Genomic DNA, 17894 nt, shown 5'->3' with positions numbered 1-17894 from the left:
CCATTACGTATGTCCGAAAACCGGGTCGCGGTCGTCGGTGCCGCGCTGTCCGATTGCGGGCGGGTGCCCGACAAGACGGCGATGGCGCTGATGGCACAGGCCGCACGACGCGCCGTGGCAGACGCCGGCCTGACGAAGGACGACATCGACGGCTTCGGCGGTCACGGGACGTTGTTGCCGCCCATCGAGGTCAGCGAGTACCTGGGCTTGCGACCGACCTGGGTCGACGCCACCAACGTCGGCGGATCGTCATGGGAGGTGATGGCGCGGCACGCCGCGGCGGCGATCGCGGCGGGCGAGATCGACGTGGCACTGCTCACGTACGGGTCGACCGCACGCTCCGATGTCAAGCGCCGGGTGCGGGCCTCGGCGGCGGCGCTGAGCACGGGCGGTGCCATGCAGTTCGAAGCGCCTTACGGCGCCACGCTGATCGCCAAGTACGCCATGGCGGCCAGGCGCCACATGATCGAGTACGGAACGACCGAAGATCAACTGGCCGAGGTCGCGGTTGCGGCGCACGAGTGGGCGGCCATGAACGAGTACGCCTTTGAGCGCGAGCGGATCACTACCGCCGACGTCGCGGCGGCGCCGATGCTCGCCGACCCGTTCACGTCGAAGCACGTGTGTCTGCGTACCGACGGGGGCGGCGCGGTGGTGCTCGCCAGTGAGCGGGTGGCGAAGGACTGCGCCGAGGAACCGGTCTGGATCCTCGGCGCTGCCGACGCGGCGTCGCACGTGAGCATGAGCGAGTGGCCCGACTTCACGACATCGCCGGCGGCACAGTCTGGTCCACGCGCGTTCGGACAAGCAGGGGTCACCCCGGCCGACATCGACGTGTGTCAGCTCTACGATTCGTTCACCTCGACGGTGCTGCTCGCGGTGGAGGACCTCGGGTTCTGCGTCAAAGGCGAGGGCGGTCCCTTCATCGGCTCCGGCGCGTTGCGCCCGGGTGGTGCACTGCCCACCAACACCGACGGCGGTGGCCTGGCCTCGTGTCACCCGGGTATGCGCGGAATGTTCTTGATGGTCGAGGCCGTTCGGCAACTGCGCGGTGAATGCGGCGAAAGACAGGTCGACGGTGCCCGCCTGGCGTGTGTGCACGCGATGGGCGGCTTCTTCAGCCACAGCGCGACAATGATTCTCGGGAGGCAGTGATGGTATCGCCCAGCGGTCCGGACCGACCGACCATCGACACCGACAGCGAAACATGGTGGGCGGCGGTCCAGGACCGCGCGCTGATGATCAACCGGTGCGGCGCCTGCGGCCGAAACTCCCTGTACGTCCGCCCATTCTGTCCGCATTGCTGGAGTGAGGACGTACGGCTTGTGCCCGCGAGCGGCCGGTCGCGCCTCTACACGTGGAGCGTGATCCACCAGAACGCGGCGCCCTTCGATGCGCGGCTGCCCTACACCGTCGCCATGGTCGACCTCGAGGAAGGCCCGCGGCTGATGACGCAGCTCGCCGACTGTCCGGTCGACCGCCTGTGCGCCGGAATGGAACTCGAGATCGACTTCCGCGAGAGCGACGACGGTTTCGTCGTACCGGTCTTCCGGCCGATCACCTGACTCGATCTTCCGCGAGGCGGTCGGCAAGGATTCGCGGTCGTCCCTCTGATAGCGCCTCGAGCGTGTTGCGTTGCACCTTGCCGTTGGCGTTGAGCGGCAGGGGCTCGTCCCAGAACACCAATTCCTCGGGCAGCTTGTATTTCGGCAGCCCCACCCCGACCAGCGCGCCGGCCACATCGGCGAGCGACAACTCGACGCCGTCGTGCAGAACCATGGCCACCGCGAGCCGTTCGCCGGTGGTCGCGTCGGCGACGGAGTATGCCGCGCATTCACGCACACCGGGTATTGCGGCCACCGCCTCCTCGACCTCCGCCGTCGGAATCTTCATGCCGTTGCGGATGACGATGTCTTTGAGCCGTCCGACGATGCGGACCCGATTCTCGCTGACCTCGGCCACGTCGCCGGTTCGGAACCAGTCCCCGTCGAACGCGGTGGCGTCGTCCTCGGTGTCCGTGTAGCCGAGAAACGCGTGCGGGCCCTTGATGCAGCATTCGGACGGGTCGCCCACGGACCCGACGCGGACGTCGACATCGTCCAGTGCCACACCGTCATCGGCGTGCCGGACCGCCCGGCTCTCGGTGCGCAGACCCGACGTGCTGACCGGTACCTCCGACGATCCGTACGCGCGCATCACGATGATGCCGAAGTCGTCCTCCACCCGTTCCACGACGCGACGGTCGAGCATCGTGCCGCCGAGGTACACCGCCTTCAACGGCACCGGCTCTTCCTGTGCGAGCGCCTCATCGAGCAGCCGGTCGAGCAGCCGGTCCGGCCCGCCGTACCACGTCGCCCCGGCGGACAGCAGCAGCTCGCATGTGGCCGCGGGGTCCCAGCGGTCCTCGAGCACCACGGGTGCGGCGAGCATCGGCCCGATGAACAACGCCTGCAGCACACCGGTCACCGAGGCGAGGGGACTGATGAGGAGGATCCGGTCGTCGGCGCCGAGGCCGGCCGCGGTGATGTAGTTGGCCGAGGCTTTGGCCAGGGTGCTCAGCGAGTGGATGACACCTTTGGGCCGCGACGTGGTGCCTGAGGTGTAGAGGACGAAGGACGGCTCGTCGGCGGGCCGCGTCGGCCGACTGGGCGCCGGCGGGCCCGAGGCACGGGCGATGTCGATCCATCGGCATGCGCCACGCAGCGCCGGTTCGCCTGCGGGAGCCCAGCCGGGGGCCACCCCGTACTCGGCGCCGGCCCGCGCGATGATGTCGGCGACCTGCGCCGGCCCGGCGCTGCGCGGCACGAGCAGAACCACCGCGTCGACCCGGGTGGCGGCGTGTACCGCAACGACCGAGCCGATGTCGTTGCCGACCACGACGACTACCGGCGTCGCCGCGCCGACCCCCGCGTCCAGGAGTGCCCGCGACGCGCGGTCGACCCGTTCATCGAGGTCTGCGTAGGTCAGCTCGCCGGCGCGGGTGACGAGGGCCTGCCGCGTCGGATACCGCTCGGCGGTGGGGCGTACGACGTCGAGCGGCTGGTCCGACCAGAAACCGGCGGCCCGGTACCCCGACCGCAGTCCGTCCGCTCGCTGCCGCGCGTTGTGCAGCAGCGCGGGAGCGCCACTCATGGTGTCCTCCGATGCAAATACTGATTCTCGATCACGTAAATGTAACCTCTCAGCCATGGTGCGAATGACTTTCGATGATCAGGTAGCCGTCGTCACGGGTGCGGGCGGAGGTCTTGGCCGCTGTCACGCACTCGAACTCGCCCGCCGGGGCGCCCGCGTTGTGGTCAACGACCTCGGCAGCGCGGTGGACGGAAGTGGTGCTTCGATCTCGGCCGCACAGGCCGTGGTGGACGAGATCACCGCCGCCGGTGGTACGGCCATCGCCAACGGTGACTCCGTCGCGAGCGAGGAGGGCGGCGCCGCGATCGTCTCCGCGGCGATGGATGCCTTCGGCCGACTCGACATCCTCGTCAACAACGCAGGCATTCTGCGCGACGCGGCGTTCAAGAACATGACCGCCGAGCAGGTCGACGCGGTGTTATCGGTCCACCTGGCAGGGGCCTTCAACGTGACTCGTGCCGCGTGGCCCATCATGCGCGAGCAGAACTACGGACGCATCGTCCAAACCACCTCTGGCACAGGCCTGTTCGGCAACTTCGGGCAGGCCAACTACGGCGCCGCCAAGATGGGTCTGGTCGGTATGATGCACGTCCTGGCCATCGAGGGGGCACGAAACGGCATTGCCATCAACGCCGTCGCACCGATCGCACGCACCCGGATGACCGAGGACATCATGGGCGAAGCGGGCAAGGCGATGGACCCGGAGCTGGTCACACCGGTGGTCGTCTACTTGTCCCACCGTGACTGCGACCGCACCGCGCACATCTACTCGGTGGGCGCGGGCAAGGTGTCGCGGGTGTTCATCGGCGTCACCAAGGGGATTGAGAACCGCTCACTCACAGCGGAATCCGTCGCCGAGGCGATCGACGAGATCGATGACAGCTCGACGTTCACGATTCGCGGCGGACCTGTCAACGGCTGACGGTCAGCGGCCGTGGAAGTTCGGTGGGCGACGCTCGGCGAACGACTTCAGGCCCTCCTGCAGATCGGCGGTCCGCGATATCACCTCCTGCGCCCAGGCCTCCTGCTCGAAGGCGCGGTCGCGGCCGGATTCCGACGACACGGACAGCAGTCGCTTGGTCAGCGCCAGCATGACGGTGGGGCCCGCCGCCAGACGCCCGGCCAGTTCTTCGGCGGCGGCGTCGGTTTCGTCCGGCGCCACAACGCGGTTGACGAGGCTGAGTCGCTCACAGGTCGCGGCGTCGACGGGTTCGCCGAGCATCAGCAGTTCGGTGGCCTTACGCAGTCCCACGATCCTGGTCAGCAGGTGTATCGCACCCGAATCAGGCAGGATGCCGCGATGCACGAACGCCTCCACCAGCTTCGCCTCCGTGGACATGACGACGAGATCGCAGGCCAGCACCAGGCTGGCGCCGGCACCCGCGGCCGCACCCTTGACCGCCGCGACGACCGGCTTGTCGCAATCGAGCACCGCGCAAACCAGTCGTTGCCAGCCCTTCTGCAGCATCCTCGCGATGTCACCGGGCCTCTTGTCGGAGGCAGGCTGCGCCGAATGCGGTCCCAATCCGGCACCCGAGCAAAAGTGCCGATCCCCGGTCGCTCGCAACAACACGGCCCGCACGGACGGATCGTCGCTCGAGGTCTCGAACGCATCCGTCAGCGCGTCACGCGCTAACGGAGACAACGAGTTTCCGACATCGGGCCGGTCGATCGTGATCCGGCAGACACCATCTGTTCCGACGTCGACCCGGATCCCTGGCTGCTCATCGACCAACTCGCTCACCCCTGCGTTAACGACGTTTCCGTTTTTCGGGTATCTTAATTTCCGCCGACGTCCCCAGCCACGATATGGCCGAACTGAGGAGGCGATGCGTGACAAAGTCCTCGGCGACGGGCCAGATCACCGATGAAGGCCTAGCCAGGTTGCGCGCCAGCATCGGCATCGCCATCCCGCATACCCAACCCCCGCATTACCGACGGCCCAACGAGGACACCTTCCGTCATGTCGCGGAGAGCTACGGTGACGCCAACCCGCTGTGGTCGGATCCCGAGTACGCGACGAAATCGGTGTGGGGTGAGCCGATCGCTCCGCCCGCGCTGGTCGGCGGCGACACCCTGATCGGTGAGGACGAGGTCACCGGGCTTTCCGAGGAGGACCGCGCCGCGACAAAGGGCGATCCGCTACGCGGTGTTCACGCCTTCTACGCCTCGTCGTCGCGGGAGTGGTGGGCGCCGCTGCGCGCCAACCGTCGGGTCTTCCGGCGCAATGCCCTTGTCGCCGCGTTGGACAAGAGCAGCGACTTCGCCGGCCGCGCCGTGCACGAATGGTCGGCGCAGGTATTCCGTGACGACGAGGGCACCATCCTCGGCGGCCAGTACCGGAACATGATCCGCACCGAACGCAGCAAGGCCAGGGGTCGCAAGAAGTACGAGTCGGTGGACCTCAAGACGTGGACGGCTGACGAGATCGCCGAGATCGACGAGCGGTACGCCCGCGAGGCGCCCCGGGGCGCCGAGCCGCGCTGGTGGGAGGGAGTGGCCGAGGGCGACGAGATGGGCTCGCTCACCAAGGGTCCGCTGACCGTCACCGACATGGTGTGCTGGCATGTGGGCATGGGCACCGGCATGTACGGTGTGCGGCCGCTGAGGTTGGCGTGGCGCAATCGTCAACGTATCCCGCGGTTCTACACGCCCAACGAGCACGGGGTTCCGGACGTACAGCAGCGTGTGCACTGGGAGCCGAGCGCGGCGCGAAATGCCGGCAACCCGACGACGTTCGACTACGGCCGCATGCGGGAAACGTGGCTCATCCACCTGTGCACCGACTGGATGGGCGACGACGCCTGGCTGTGGAAGCTCGACTGCGAGTTCCGGTTGTTCAACTACGTCGGCGACCTGCACACGATCACGGGCGTCCTCACCCGCAAGTACCTGGCCGAGGGAGACCGGCCGGCGGTCGACGTGGACCTCGCGGCGACCAATCACCGCGGCGAGGTCACCGCGCCGGGCCACGCCACGATCCTGCTGCCCAGCAGGGAGCACGGTCCCGTCCGCCTGCCCGATCCGCCGGGCGGCGCGACGAACCTGACCGATCTGCTGGCGGCCGTGTCGGCCCAGTTCGGGGAGCGATGAGCTACCGAAGGCGAGCGCGAGTGAGGATCGCAGCGCAGCGAGGACCGGAGCGAGCGGGAGCCGAGGCATGAGCTACGAGAGCGTTTCCGGGCTACGGGCCGAGCAGCAGGGCCCGGTCCTGTGCCTCACGCTGGACCGCGCCAACCGACGCAACGCCGTCAACGACACCATGCTCGACGCGATGGTCGGACATCTCGCTGCCGCCGGCACCGACGAATCGGTTCGGGTCATCCGCATCGATGCCGAAGGACCTGACTTCTGCGCGGGTTCCGATCTGATCGCCAACAACGCGCGCTCGGAACGCAAACCGCGCGTGGGCAGCACCCAGCGTCGGCTGCCCAACAAGGCCAACAGGCTGATTCCACTGCTGCTCGAGACCCAGGTTCCCGTTGTCGCGGTGGTCCGCGGCTGGGCGGCCGGCCTGGGTTTCCACGTCGCGATGGCGTCGGACTTCTGCATCGCGGCAGAGGACGCCCGGTTCTGGGAACCGTTCATGGCGCGCGGCTTCACACCCGACAGCGGCGCGGCCTGGCTGCTGCCGCGGCTCGTCGGCATGGTCCGCGCCCGCCGACTGCTGATGTTGGGCGAAGAGCTGTCCGGAACCACGGCCGCCGAGTGGGACATCATCCATGGCGCCCATCCCGACATTGAACTCGACGCTGCCGCAGAAGAACTCGTCGACCGGCTGGCCGCTGCACCGACGGTGGCCCTCGGCCTCACCAAGTGGCTGCTACAGAGCGGCAACGGCCTGGATCTCGACCGTCATCTGCAGAACGAGGCGATGGCGCTCGAACTGTCCAGCCGCAGCGAGGATTTCAAGGAAGGCTTGGCGGCCTTTCGAGACAAGCGTGACGCAGAATTCCAAGGCCGCTGAAGACGACGATGACCCAGCTTCCGATCAATTCAGAGACCGCCGCCGCCGACGCCGTCAACATGGTCCGGGACTGGGTAGAGACCGAGGTACCTGCCAGTTGGCGGGCGGCCGCGGCCGAGGGGCCCGCCGCGTTGAGGTCCGTGCGCACGCCACAGGACTACCGCGACTGGTATCCGACCTTCGCCCGCTCGGGCCTGGTGGCGCCGACCTGGCTCCCCGAACACGGCGGCCTCGGCATCGGAAACGACGTCGCGCGCGCGATCGAGGGCGTGCTCGCACCGCTGCGGTTCACCCGGCTCAATCCGCTGGGGCTCAACAACGCCGCCGCAGCGTTGTTCAGCCACGGAACCGAAGACCAGCGGCGACGCTTCCTGCCGCCCATCGTCAGCAACGAGGAGAAGTGGTGTCAGCTCTTCAGCGAGCCCGGCGCGGGGTCCGACCTCGCGTCGCTGGCGACCCAGGCGGTGCGCGACGGGGACCAATGGGTGGTGTCCGGGCAAAAGGTGTGGACCACCTGGGCCGACGAGGCGGATTTCGCGATCCTGCTCGCCCGTACCGATCCCGATCAACCGAAACACAAGGGCATCACGTACTTCCTGCTCGACATGCACCAACCCGGCGTCGAAGTGCGGCCGCTGCGTCAGATCACCGGTGAGGCGGAGTTCAACGAGGTGTTCCTCGACGGCGCCCGGGTGCTCGATGCACACCGGGTCGGGGACATCAACGACGGCTGGCGGGTCAGCGCGTCGACGCTGTCGAGTGAACGCCAGATGGTGTCGGGATCGGGCTCCGGCGGCATGGGCCGCCTCGGCGGCTCCAGCGCGGAACGTTTGATCACACTCGCTCGGGAGACCGGGCGGTGGGACGACCCCGTCGTGCGCAACAAGATCATGCGGCTCTGGGCGCAGGAGCAAATCCGCGGCTGGACCAACGCGCGTGTGCGCGCGGCCCTTTCGGCAGGTCAATCACCCGGTGCGGCGTCCTCGATCGGCAAGGTCCATCAGGCCACCCTCAACCAGCAGATCCAGGACCTCATGGTGGACCTGCTGGGTACCGCCGCGCTGGCCTGGCCGGCCTCCGACGATCCGGACGCCCTGCCCCGCGAGGTACAGGGAATGATGCGCAGTCTGGCCAACGGCACCGAGGGCGGCACCACCGACATCAACAAGAACATCCTGGGCGAACGAGTGCTCGGGCTGCCGAAAGAGCCGGACCCGTGGAAGGGCAAGCCCTGGAAGGAGATTCCGCACTCTTGAGCGGCTACGAGCGACTGATCGTCGAGAAATCCGACGGCGTCGGGTGGCTCATCCTGAATCGCGCCGATGCCGGCAATGCATTCGATGCCCTCATGCTCGATGAGCTCGAGACCGCGTGGGCCCAGTTGGACGCCGACCCCGACGTGCACGTCATCGTCAACACCGCCAACGGCAAGGCGTTCTGCACCGGCATGGACGTGGTGCAGGTCGCCAGGGACAAACAGGCCATGCGCAAACATTCGCGCCGCACCCGGGACGCCGAACTGAAGATCTCGTCCTGGCACTGCGACGTGTGGAAGCCGGTGATCGCGGCCGTGAACGGGGTGTGCGCGGGCGGCGGTCTGCATCTGATCGCGGACGCCGACATCGTCATCGCGGCCCAGGAGGCGTCGTTCGTCGACCCGCACGTGTCGGTGGGACAGGCGGTCGCGTATGAGGCGATCACCCTGTTGCGCAGATCGCCGATGGAGACCATCACCCGAATGACGCTGAGCGGCAGAAGTGAACGGATTTCCGCCGAGCGCGCATACGAGTTGGGCATCGTCTCGGAGGTGGTGGCGGCCGACGAGCTGCGGGCGACGGCCGGGCGGCTCGCCGCTGCGATCGCGACCAACTCGCCCACCGCGATGCGGGCCACCAAGAAGGCGTTGTGGCATTCCCTGGAGGTCGGCCTGTCCGATGCCAGAACCGCGGCCACCGCGGAGATCTGGCGATTGCGTGATCACCCCGACCATGCCGAAGGAGTGCGGGCATGGCGTGAGAAGCGTCCAGCACGCTGGCAACCGCTTGACCCGGTGGAGGTTTCGTGACCTATCAGCGGTTGATTGTCGAGCGGCGCGGTCCGGTCGGCTGGATCATCAACAACCGGCCCGACCGGCTCAACGCGTACGACCAGATGATGCGCGAAGAGTTTCCCAAGGCATGGGCGGAACTGGACGCCGACCCCGATGTGCGCGTGATCGTGCACACCGGCAACGGCAGGGCGTTTCAGGTGGGCGCCGACGTCGAGGATCTCGACGGCGAAGGCGTGCAGCAGTTTCAGGAAACCATGCGCACGCTGGATCTCAAGTTGACGGGTTGGCACTGCAATGTCGGTAAGCCCGTCATCACCGCGGTCAACGGGGTGTGCGCGGGCGGTGGGCTGCACTGGGTCGCCGACGCCGACATCGTCATCGCGTCGTCCGACGCCACGTTCGTTGACCCGCACGTCTCCATCGGTCAGGTGAGCGCATTGGAGACGATCGCGCTGATGCGAAAGATGTCCGCCGAGGCGGTGTTACGAATGGCGCTCGTCGGCAGCCACGAACGCCTCAGCGCCCAACGGGCGTACCAGCTGGGCATGATCAGCCAAATCGTCGACCCGCCCGACAAGCTGCGCGACGTCGCACAGGAACTGGCCGAGAAGATCGCCAGGAACTCGCCGGCCGCGATGCGAGCCACCAAACGCGCACTGTGGGGCGCGCTGGAGCACGGCCTGACCGACGCGTGCCGCGAGGGTGCCAAACACCTGACATCGATGTGGGGCCATCCTGACCAGAACGAGGGCCCGCAGGCGTTCGCCGACAAGCGGACTCCCGATTGGCAACCGCTGGAGGCGGACTCGTGAGTCTTGCCGAGCTACTGGCCGACCTTCCCGACACCGCCGTGCACACGCTGGCGATCGACGTGTCACGTGAGGACCTGGCCGCGAGTGCGGACCGCCTTGCCGCGGTACTGGCCGACGCCGGCCTCGCGACCGGCCAAGTGGTCGCGGCGATGCTGCCCAACGACGCCACCACCGTCGCGGCGCTGTTCGGGACCTGGCGTGCCGGTGGTGTCTACACACCGCTCAACCCGAGGGCGGCCGATGCTGAGGTTGCCTCCCAGCTCGAAACCCTCAAACCGGTCGCTTTGATCACGACGCCCGAACTCGCCCACCGGTTCTCGGGATTCGACCTGCCCGTCGTCTCCGGATCGGAACTGGGGTGGACGCTTGCTCCGGCGACCGGCAGGACCGGCGAGCCCCGGCAGTACGACTCGGACGTCGCGCTGCTGCAGTTCACCTCGGGAACCACCGGACCCCCGAAGCCGGTGCCGCTGCGGCACACCACCGTGCTCGACCTGATCGACCGGCTGTTGGCCAAACTGCGAGGGCGGAAGACTGGCGCAGCGCAGAAGAAAATGGCGCCTATGCCCAACCTGGTGCCACTGTCGCTGTCCCTGTGGGCGGGCATCTACCAGGTGCTGTTCGCCTTCCGCGCGGGCTCGGGCGTCGTACTGATGGACCGGTTCTCGCCGGCGGACTTCGCGGCGCTGGTCAAGCGCCACCAGCTGCGCTCCACGGTGTTGCCGCCTGCGGCGTTGACGATGGTCCTGCACGACGAGTCGGTCATGGACTTGTCGCCGCTGAAGATCGTCCGCTCCATCACCGCTCCCCTGTCCCCCGTACAGGCCGCCCGGTTCCGCGACAAGTTCGGTGTGCTCGTGCTGAATTCGTACGGCCAAACGGAACTCGGCGGTGAGGTGGTCGGCTGGTCGGCGGCCGATGCCCGCGCATGGGGCGAGACGAAACTCGGCTCGGTCGGACGTCCGCTGCCGGGCATCGACGTCATGATCGCCGACGACGAGGTGATGGTCCGCACACCGACGACCGCGGCCCGCAAGATCGACCCCGCGTTCGTCGACAGGCTGACCGACGACGGCTGGTTCCACACCGGCGACCTCGGCTGGTTCGACGAGGATGGGTTTCTGTGGCTCGACGGCCGCGTGTCGGACATGATCAACCGGGGCGGGCTCAAGGTGTTCCCCGGCACCGTCGAGGAGGTGCTGCTGGCGGCCGACGGGGTACGAGAAGCCGCGGTGGTGGGCGTCCCGGACGAGCGCCTCGGCGAAGTGCCGTGGGCCTTCGTCGTACGTGTCGACGATGCGCGCAGCGAGGACGACCTGATCGCCTGGTGCCGGGAACGGCTGACGCCCTATCGCGTTCCGGTGCGTGTGGTGTTCGTCGAGCGGCTCCCGCGCAACGACGTCGGCAAGGTTCTCAAACGCGAACTCGCTGCGCTGGCCGACGCATAGGCACCGGCTCTCCGGCGAGCAGCCACGAGCGCTCAGTTGTGTACGCCGGCATCGGCGTGTCGCGTACAAGCTTGCGCGCTCGCCGCGGTCGTGGCGATCCATGGCCCCTGGAACCTTCGCGCGGATGCACAATCGGAAATGCTGCTTCTCACTTCATGAGGTCACTGCAGATGAGCCCCGACCCAGCAGTTCCAATGCGAGAATGTATCCTCTCGTTTTAGGATAGCGTCGTTGCCATCCCGTCGTGGCACGTCCTTGCCGGAGAGGAATTGACGATGACCGAGCCCAAGGCGTTCGAGGTGTGGGATGCCGACAACCACATGTACGAGACCATCGACGCCTACACCCGCTATCTGCCTGAGAAGTACTCGGAGGCGTTGAAGTTCGTCGATGTCAAGGGACGAAAGAAGCTACAGATCCTCGGTGTCATCACCGAGACGATTCCGAACCCGACCTACGAGGTGATCCCCACTCCCGGCGCGTGGGCCGACTACTTCCGTGGCATAAACCCAGAAGGTAAGACGCTGCGGGAGCTGGCCGAGCCCATCCGCTGTCCCGACGAGTTCCGCCGCCCCGACCTGCGTCTGGCGTTGATGGACCGGCAGGGCGTCGACGGCGCCGTGATGTTCCCGACCACTGCCGGCATGCTCGAGGAGCGCACGAAGTCCGACACCGAACTCACCCACGCGGTCACCCACGCATTCAACCGGTGGCTGCTCGAGGACTGGACGTTCAACTACCAGAACCGGATCTTTCCCGTGCCCGCCATCTCGCTCAACGATCCCGCACTGGGTGTCAAGGAGCTCGAATGGTGCCTGGAGAACGGCGCCAGGACGGTCCTGATCCGTCCCGCACCAGTTCCGCGCGAAGACGGCACGTCGCGTTCGGCGGCACTGCCGGAATTCGACGACTTCTGGCGGCTGGTCGAGTCTTCGGGCATCTCGGTGCAGATGCACAATTCGGACTCCGGCTATGAGCGCTACGTCGACGATTGGGAGGACGCAGCGGAGTTCAACGGATTCGCGCTGAGCAAACTGCGGGGTTTCATCTACGAGGAGAGCCGCAATATCTTCGATACCCTCGCTGCGTTCATCGCTCACGGAGTGTTCGAGCGCTTTCCCGGGGTGCGCATCGGCGTGATCGAAAACGGCGGCTCGTGGGCGCACCGTTTGTTGGACGTCTTCGACCGTGTGTACCACAAGCGGCCGTACGACTTCAGCGAACATCCCAGCGATGTCTTCCGCAGGCACGTCTGGGTCAACCCGTTCCATGAGGAAGACATGTCGCACCTCATCGACATCCTTGGCGCCGACCGTGTGATGTTCGGTTCGGACTACCCGCACCCAGAGGGCCTCGCCGAGCCGGCGGATTTCGTCAAGGAGCTCCAGAACCTGCCCGAGGACACCACCGCGCGAATTATGGGTGGAAATCTCAAGGAGCTCATCGGCGTTTGAGTCGCGAGCGCACGGTTGTTCGCATCCTGTCTCGCAGTTTGCGTACAACAAGCGTGCGCCCGCGGTCAAGAAAACCGGGCACGCAACTCGTTCTTCAGAACCTTGCCGGTGAGGTTGCGCGGCAGCGCCTCCACCAGTTGCAGGCTCTCCGGCGACTTGTGTCTACTCAACCCCCAGGCTAGGCAGTGCTCGGCGAGCATGGGCAGCGTCACCGCGGTGCCGGGTTCGGCCACCACGACCGCGCACACCCGTTCGCCGGTGCGTGGATCCGGCACCCCGATGACCGCGACGTCGGCCACCGCGGGATGGGTGGCCAACACTCCCTCGATCTCCAGCGCCGAGATGTTCTCCGCGTTGCGGATGATTGCGTCTTTGATTCGCCCGGTCACGACGACGTTGCCGCGGGCGTCGACGCGGCCCCGGTCACCGCTTCGGAACCAGCCGTCGGCGTCGAATGCGTCGGCGTTCAAGGCCTCGTCGACGTAGCCGAGGAAACACTGCGGCCCCTTGAGTCGCAACTCGCCCTCCTCGCCCGCGCCGACCTCCCGCTCAGACTCGTCGACAACCCGCACCGACACCCCCGGCACCGGGCGGCCGACCGTGTGATCGAGCACCTCCGGCGCCTCGTCCGGGCGTGGCGAGGTGGCCACCGGGAACTCGGTGAGCCCCCAGGAGTTCGCGATACCGGCAACCGAAAGCGTCTCGCGGACTTGACGTCCCAGCTCGGCAGTGATTGGTGCTCCGCCTCCGACGCAGCCACGCAGGTTCGGGAAGAGCGGCTCACTGCCGTGTTCGCGTTGCGCGGCCATGTAGGCGACGAAGAATGGCGTGGCTGTGCCGAGCAGCGTGGGCCGGTGCGCGGCGATGGCCAGCGGCCCCGACACCGGATCGAACGCGTCGAACAACACCAGTCGCATACCGGTCAACAGGCTGGCCGCCAGCATTGCGGCCCCGCCGATGTGCGACACCGGGAACGGAATCGGGTTGACATCGCTACTGGAGGCGCCCACCATGCCGACCACGCCCGCCGATCCGGCGATCACGGATCGGTCGCAGTGCCGCACGCCTTTCGGCGCTGCGGTGGTACCCGACGAGTAGTAGACCCAACGCGGCAGAGTTCCCGACGTCGGCGACGCTGGCAGTGTCGCCGGGTCCCCTGCGGGAAGGCGTAACCCGTCGGTGAGCGGTGCTTCGTGGTTGACGACCACCACCGTCATCGGCTGCTTGTCCGCAAGATCGTTGGCCAGCGCGACATGGTCGAAACCACGCCACCTGCCCGGTACGACGATGACGTCCGTGCCGAGTTGCGCTGTGGCGAAACCGACTTCATGCTCGCGCCAGATCGGCAGGATCGGATTCTGGACCGCGCCGAGGCGGGCCAGCGCGACCATCACCACCATCGTCTCCAAAGTGGTCGGCAGTTGCCACGACACCACCACCCCGTCGGCGACACCGCGTTCGGCCAGCGCGGCGGCCGTGCGCTCCGCCGCGTCCCGCAACTGAGCGCACGTAAGATGGCGCCCGAAGTCGTCGACGAGCACGACGCGATCGGGGTGGTCCTGGGCCGCCGTGTCGACCAGACCCCAATAGGTTTTGGACATCAACTGCTCGGCAGCATCATCCGCCGCTTGGCGAGGATGTTGCGCATCATCTCAGAGCTTCCACCGGAGATGGTGTACGCGCGGGACCACAACCAGCATTCGCGTAATCGCTCCTCGGCCTGCTCAACCGTCGGGTCTACCGACCCGTCCGTGCACACCGTAGCCGCAAGCTGGGCACCGTAGGCGGAAACCCGGTGATAGGTCTCGGCGAAACTCAGTTTGGCGATCGAGCCGTCGCCGGGCTGCTCCGCGCCGGCCATCAGCCGTTCGACGTGGTCGTCGATGAACGCCTTCGCCACCTCAACCTCGACCGCGAGTTCGGCGATGCTCTGCCGGATGTCGTTGTGCGTCAGCGCGGGTGCGCCGTCCACCAGCCCATGACGGGCGAGCACGACGAGGTCGTCGATCAGCAGCTCCAGCAGGATGACGTTGCCGCCGATGCCGAAGCGTTCGAAGTCCAGGCCCGTCATGATGATCGACCAGCCCTGGCCGACCTCACCGATGAGGTTGTCGGCGTCGACCTGCACCCCGGTCATGAACACCTCGTTGACCTCGATGGCGTCGCCGACGGTCCGGATCGGGCGGACTTCGACGCCGGGCGCGGACAGCGGAATGCCAAAGACCGAGAGGCCGTGATGCCGCGACGACGCCGGATCGGTGCGGATCAGCGCCAAACCCATGTCCGCCCAGTGCCCGTCGGTGATCCAGGTCTTCTGGCCGTCGATGACCCACGTACCGTCGTCCTGCTGCATCCCGCGGCTGCGTATGCCGGCGATGTCGCTGCCAGCGTCGGGTTCGCTGAGCAGCTGGCACCACACGTGCTCGCTGCGCCGGATCGGTGGCAGCAGCCGGCGCTTCTGCTCGTCGGACCCGAAGTGCAGCAACACGTGTGCGGCCAGGTTGACCTGGTCGACCGGGCGTGGTGCACGGGCCCTAAGGATCTCCTCGCTGACGATCCGGTCATGGAGCGGATGGTGATCGGCGCGTCCGCCGTATTCGACGGGCCAGTCCGCTCCCACGAATCCGGCGTCGAACAGCCCGGCGAACCATGCCCGCAACTGAGCTTCCTGCTCGGCGTTCTCGGGTGCGCGATGTCCTTCCCGCGCCTCGATGGGTGGCGCATGCTCGGCGATATGCGTGCGCACCCGGCTCCTGAAGTCGACCAGCGCCGAATCGCTCGGTCGGTTCCCGTACCCACTCACCAGCCGGACACCTCCGCGAACAGCGCCCGACTCGACCGGACGGTGCCGATCAGATGGCCGTTGGTGAAGACCCGGCGCAATTCGTAGTGCAGTGGATACTCCCAGGTGAAACCGATACCGCCGGACAGCTGCATGCATTCGTCCACCGCCGCAGTGGCTTTCGCCGCGACGAAGGCGTGTGCGGCCGTCGTGAGTGCGGTCGCACCGTCGTCGGCGGCGGCGATCGCGCGGGCCGCCTTCATCACGATGGCGCGGGCCTTGGCCTCGAGGACGAGGAGGTCGACGAGGCGATGTTGGATCGCTTGAAATCCAGCGACCGGCCGGCCGAACGCGATGCGCTCCTTCAGATAGGCCGTCAGCCGCTCGAGCGTCATGGACACCGCGCCGACTGAATCGGCGGCGATGAGCAGCCGGGCCACCCCGAGCAACTGGTCACTCCGTTCCGCTGATCCGATCAGCGTGCTCGGCGCCCCGGCGAGGGCGACGCGCCACACCGGCCTGGTGACGTCAAGGAGATCGTCGTCCAACCGGGTCCGTCGGCCATCGAGGTCCGCTATAATGTGGATTCCGTTGCGCCCCACGGTGACTAATACATCGACCTCGTCGCCGCGGATGACGCGCGCGGAGTCGTCGGCGATGGTAAAGCCAGCGGTCGCCGTGCCGGCCATCAGACGGGGCAGCCAGCCGTCCCGCACCTCGTCGGGGGCGGCGGCGATCGCCGCGGCGGCCAATGTGGTGCCGAACCATGCGGACCTGTCCTGCGCGCGCCCGAGTTCCTCTGCCACGACGCATGTTTCGACCGGCCGCCACCCGACGCCGCCCATCGACTCGTCGACCAGCAGTGCGGTCCAGTCCATCGCCGCGAGGTCTTCGACGGATTCCTTGTCTCCGCGTTCGGAGAGGAAGTCCCGCGCGGACGCCCGCAGCAGGTCGAGGTCGACGTCCTCATCCGACATCAGACGGTTAGCTCCGGGATAGCAGCTGATCGGCGTTGTCGCGCATGATCCGCTTCTTGGCCGCGTCGTCGAGCGGGTCGAGCAGCTTGAGGAAATCGGCGGGTTCGGCCAGTCCCTCGGCGTGCGGGTAATCCGATCCCATCACCAGTACGTCGTCGTACCCGAGGCTGCTGACGATGCCCGGGATGTCGTCTTCGGGGTACGGCACGACCCGGACGTGCTGCCGGAAGATCGCCGACGGCCGCTCGGTCAGCTTGCCTCCGATCCACGGGCCGTTGCGGCCCATACCGCGGCTCTTGTCCATGTGCTTGACGAAAAACGGTACCCATTCGGCGCCGTGTTCGGCGACCAGTACGTTGAGCTTCGGGAAGCGGCCGAACAGGTTGTCGAAGACCAACGCCGATAGCGTGTCCTCGATCGGCCGCTGACCGTAGATGTTCATCCACTGCCACGCCGACATGTGCCACGACGCGGGGTCAGGGTTGTGTCCCCACGCAGGTGAGATTGCGTTGAAATACCAAAACGGCATGATGTGGTACACCAGCACGCAGCCGGCCTCCTGCAGCCGCGCGTAGACCGGGTCGAAATACGGATCCCCCGGTGACCGCCCGTAGGCGGGGCCGGTCGGCAGCATCACGAACTTGGCGCCCGCCGCGATGATCGCTTCCGTCTCCGCGACCGCGGAATCGAGGTCGCGCAAAGACAACAATGCGGTCGCGTAGATCCGGCCCTCGAAGTCGAAGCCCCACTCGTCGTCGATCCAGCGGTTGAACGAGCGCAGGTTGGCGTACAGCGCCGGGGTGTCGTCGACGTAGTGTTCGGCGGCCAGCGCCATGCCACTTGGATAGATGACCATCCGCTCGACATTCTGCTTGGCCATCACCGCGAGCCGCGCCGAACGTTCGATGTACTCCGGCTGCATGGGCTGCGGCTCGTAGGATTCCTCGGGATTGCCCGAGCCCATCTGGCGCAGCATCTCCTTCAGGGAGCCGGGGCGGTACGCCACGTCCAGGCCGAGCCCGCCCTCGCTGTTGAACGTCGCGACGCGGTGACCGGCAAGGATCACCTCCACGCCGTCGGCGCCCCGCACAGTCGTGATGGCGCGGTCCTTGAACTCGCTGGGTAGGTACCGGGTGAAAGCGTCACGCGTCTCATAGCAGTGCGTGTCGCAGTCGAAGATGCCGTAATCCAAGGTCGTCACCGGGCCGCTCCTCTGTGCGAGAATGAATATTCTCTCTTTCAGGAAAAGATACTATCCTTCATCGGTAATGC

Annotated in this window: 16 protein-coding genes; 10 read left to right on the top strand and 6 right to left on the bottom strand. The window is 67.0% G+C overall.

The window, feature by feature from the left end:
• The first annotated feature begins 9 nt into the window (after positions 1 to 9).
• Positions 10 to 1155, top strand: a complete 1146-nt coding sequence (locus AU185_RS17020) for an acetyl-CoA acetyltransferase (protein WP_059100921.1) — start codon at positions 10 to 12, stop codon at positions 1153 to 1155.
• The gene (locus AU185_RS17015) at positions 1155 to 1565 is read left to right on the top strand and encodes a Zn-ribbon domain-containing OB-fold protein (protein WP_059100922.1); all 411 of its coding nucleotides are present in this window, start codon (positions 1155 to 1157) and stop codon (positions 1563 to 1565) included. Before AU185_RS17020 ends, AU185_RS17015 begins: the two co-directional genes overlap by 1 nt.
• Here the strand turns inward: AU185_RS17015 and AU185_RS17010 are convergent.
• Positions 1558 to 3081: a class I adenylate-forming enzyme family protein gene (locus AU185_RS17010; protein ID WP_172800399.1), complete on the bottom strand. Its 1524-nt coding sequence runs from the start codon at positions 3079 to 3081 to the stop codon at positions 1558 to 1560. The two genes, AU185_RS17015 and AU185_RS17010, sit on opposite strands and share 8 nt — an antisense overlap.
• 106 nt (positions 3082 to 3187) lie before the next feature.
• On the opposite strand from AU185_RS17010, the gene AU185_RS17005 reads away from it, so the two are divergent.
• Positions 3188 to 4054 (top strand): SDR family oxidoreductase, encoded by an 867-nt coding sequence (locus AU185_RS17005; RefSeq protein WP_059100924.1) that lies wholly within the window; start codon positions 3188 to 3190, stop codon positions 4052 to 4054.
• A gap of 3 nt (positions 4055 to 4057) precedes the next feature.
• Here the strand turns inward: AU185_RS17005 and AU185_RS17000 are convergent, their stop codons facing one another.
• On the bottom strand, positions 4058 to 4867 hold the full coding sequence (locus AU185_RS17000; protein WP_502687785.1) for an enoyl-CoA hydratase/isomerase family protein: 810 nt from the start codon (positions 4865 to 4867) through the stop codon (positions 4058 to 4060).
• 98 nt (positions 4868 to 4965) lie between these two features.
• Here AU185_RS17000 and AU185_RS16995 point away from each other — a divergent pair, with 98 nt between their 5' ends.
• From AU185_RS16995 to AU185_RS16965, 7 genes are all read left to right on the top strand, one after another.
• Positions 4966 to 6225, top strand: coding sequence for a hotdog family protein (locus AU185_RS16995; RefSeq protein ID WP_231740386.1), 1260 nt, complete (start codon positions 4966 to 4968; stop codon positions 6223 to 6225).
• Positions 6226 to 6292: 67 nt separating this feature from the next.
• On the top strand, positions 6293 to 7099 hold the full coding sequence (locus AU185_RS16990; RefSeq protein ID WP_059100927.1) for an enoyl-CoA hydratase/isomerase family protein: 807 nt from the start codon (positions 6293 to 6295) through the stop codon (positions 7097 to 7099).
• An 8-nt stretch (positions 7100 to 7107) separates the two neighbouring features.
• On the top strand, positions 7108 to 8355 hold the full coding sequence (locus AU185_RS16985; RefSeq protein ID WP_059100928.1) for an acyl-CoA dehydrogenase family protein: 1248 nt from the start codon (positions 7108 to 7110) through the stop codon (positions 8353 to 8355).
• Positions 8352 to 9164 (top strand): enoyl-CoA hydratase/isomerase family protein, encoded by an 813-nt coding sequence (locus tag AU185_RS16980; RefSeq protein ID WP_059100929.1) that lies wholly within the window; start codon positions 8352 to 8354, stop codon positions 9162 to 9164. The genes AU185_RS16985 and AU185_RS16980 overlap by 4 nt, the downstream gene beginning before the upstream one ends.
• Positions 9161 to 9961: an enoyl-CoA hydratase/isomerase family protein gene (locus AU185_RS16975; protein ID WP_059100930.1), complete on the top strand. Its 801-nt coding sequence runs from the start codon at positions 9161 to 9163 to the stop codon at positions 9959 to 9961. Before AU185_RS16980 ends, AU185_RS16975 begins: the two co-directional genes overlap by 4 nt.
• Complete coding sequence (locus tag AU185_RS16970; protein WP_059100931.1) at positions 9958 to 11409, top strand: class I adenylate-forming enzyme family protein; 1452 nt, start codon at positions 9958 to 9960, stop codon at positions 11407 to 11409. Before AU185_RS16975 ends, AU185_RS16970 begins: the two co-directional genes overlap by 4 nt.
• A gap of 275 nt (positions 11410 to 11684) precedes the next feature.
• Positions 11685 to 12863, top strand: a complete 1179-nt coding sequence (locus tag AU185_RS16965) for an amidohydrolase family protein (RefSeq protein ID WP_059100932.1) — start codon at positions 11685 to 11687, stop codon at positions 12861 to 12863.
• A 65-nt stretch (positions 12864 to 12928) separates the two neighbouring features.
• Here AU185_RS16965 and AU185_RS16960 read toward each other — a convergent pair whose 3' ends face one another.
• The 4 genes from AU185_RS16960 to AU185_RS16945 are packed head-to-tail and all read right to left on the bottom strand — an operon-like array spanning position 12929 to position 17823.
• Complete coding sequence (locus tag AU185_RS16960) at positions 12929 to 14464, bottom strand: class I adenylate-forming enzyme family protein (protein WP_059100933.1); 1536 nt, start codon at positions 14462 to 14464, stop codon at positions 12929 to 12931.
• Entirely contained in the window at positions 14464 to 15666 is a 1203-nt protein-coding gene (locus tag AU185_RS16955) for an acyl-CoA dehydrogenase family protein (RefSeq protein ID WP_059100934.1), read from the bottom strand. Before AU185_RS16955 ends, AU185_RS16960 begins: the two co-directional genes overlap by 1 nt.
• On the bottom strand, positions 15663 to 16622 hold the full coding sequence (locus tag AU185_RS16950) for an acyl-CoA dehydrogenase family protein (protein WP_059100935.1): 960 nt from the start codon (positions 16620 to 16622) through the stop codon (positions 15663 to 15665). Before AU185_RS16950 ends, AU185_RS16955 begins: the two co-directional genes overlap by 4 nt.
• A 7-nt stretch (positions 16623 to 16629) precedes the next feature.
• On the bottom strand, positions 16630 to 17823 hold the full coding sequence (locus AU185_RS16945; protein WP_059100936.1) for an amidohydrolase family protein: 1194 nt from the start codon (positions 17821 to 17823) through the stop codon (positions 16630 to 16632).
• Positions 17824 to 17894 lie beyond the last annotated feature (71 nt).

This window comes from Mycobacterium sp. GA-0227b (genome assembly GCF_001499855.1).
Lineage (GTDB): Bacteria > Actinomycetota > Actinomycetes > Mycobacteriales > Mycobacteriaceae > Mycobacterium.
Note: the sequence above shows the minus strand (reverse complement) of the source record. Positions and strands in the feature narration are given on the sequence as shown.

Bases quoted from the DNA above. Each gene is read 5' to 3' on its own strand.
- AU185_RS17020 (WP_059100921.1), top strand. From the start codon at position 10: ATGTCCGAAAACCGGGTCGCGGTCGTCGGTGCCGCGCTGTCCGATTGC.
- AU185_RS17015 (WP_059100922.1), top strand. From the start codon at position 1,155: ATGGTATCGCCCAGCGGTCCGGACCGACCGACCATCGACACCGACAGC.
- AU185_RS17005 (WP_059100924.1), top strand. From the start codon at position 3,188: ATGGTGCGAATGACTTTCGATGATCAGGTAGCCGTCGTCACGGGTGCG.
- AU185_RS16990 (WP_059100927.1), top strand. From the start codon at position 6,293: ATGAGCTACGAGAGCGTTTCCGGGCTACGGGCCGAGCAGCAGGGCCCG.
- AU185_RS16985 (WP_059100928.1), top strand. From the start codon at position 7,108: ATGACCCAGCTTCCGATCAATTCAGAGACCGCCGCCGCCGACGCCGTC.
- AU185_RS16965 (WP_059100932.1), top strand. From the start codon at position 11,685: ATGACCGAGCCCAAGGCGTTCGAGGTGTGGGATGCCGACAACCACATG.
- AU185_RS16960 (WP_059100933.1), bottom strand. From the start codon at position 14,464: ATGTCCAAAACCTATTGGGGTCTGGTCGACACGGCGGCCCAGGACCAC.
- AU185_RS16950 (WP_059100935.1), bottom strand. From the start codon at position 16,622: ATGTCGGATGAGGACGTCGACCTCGACCTGCTGCGGGCGTCCGCGCGG.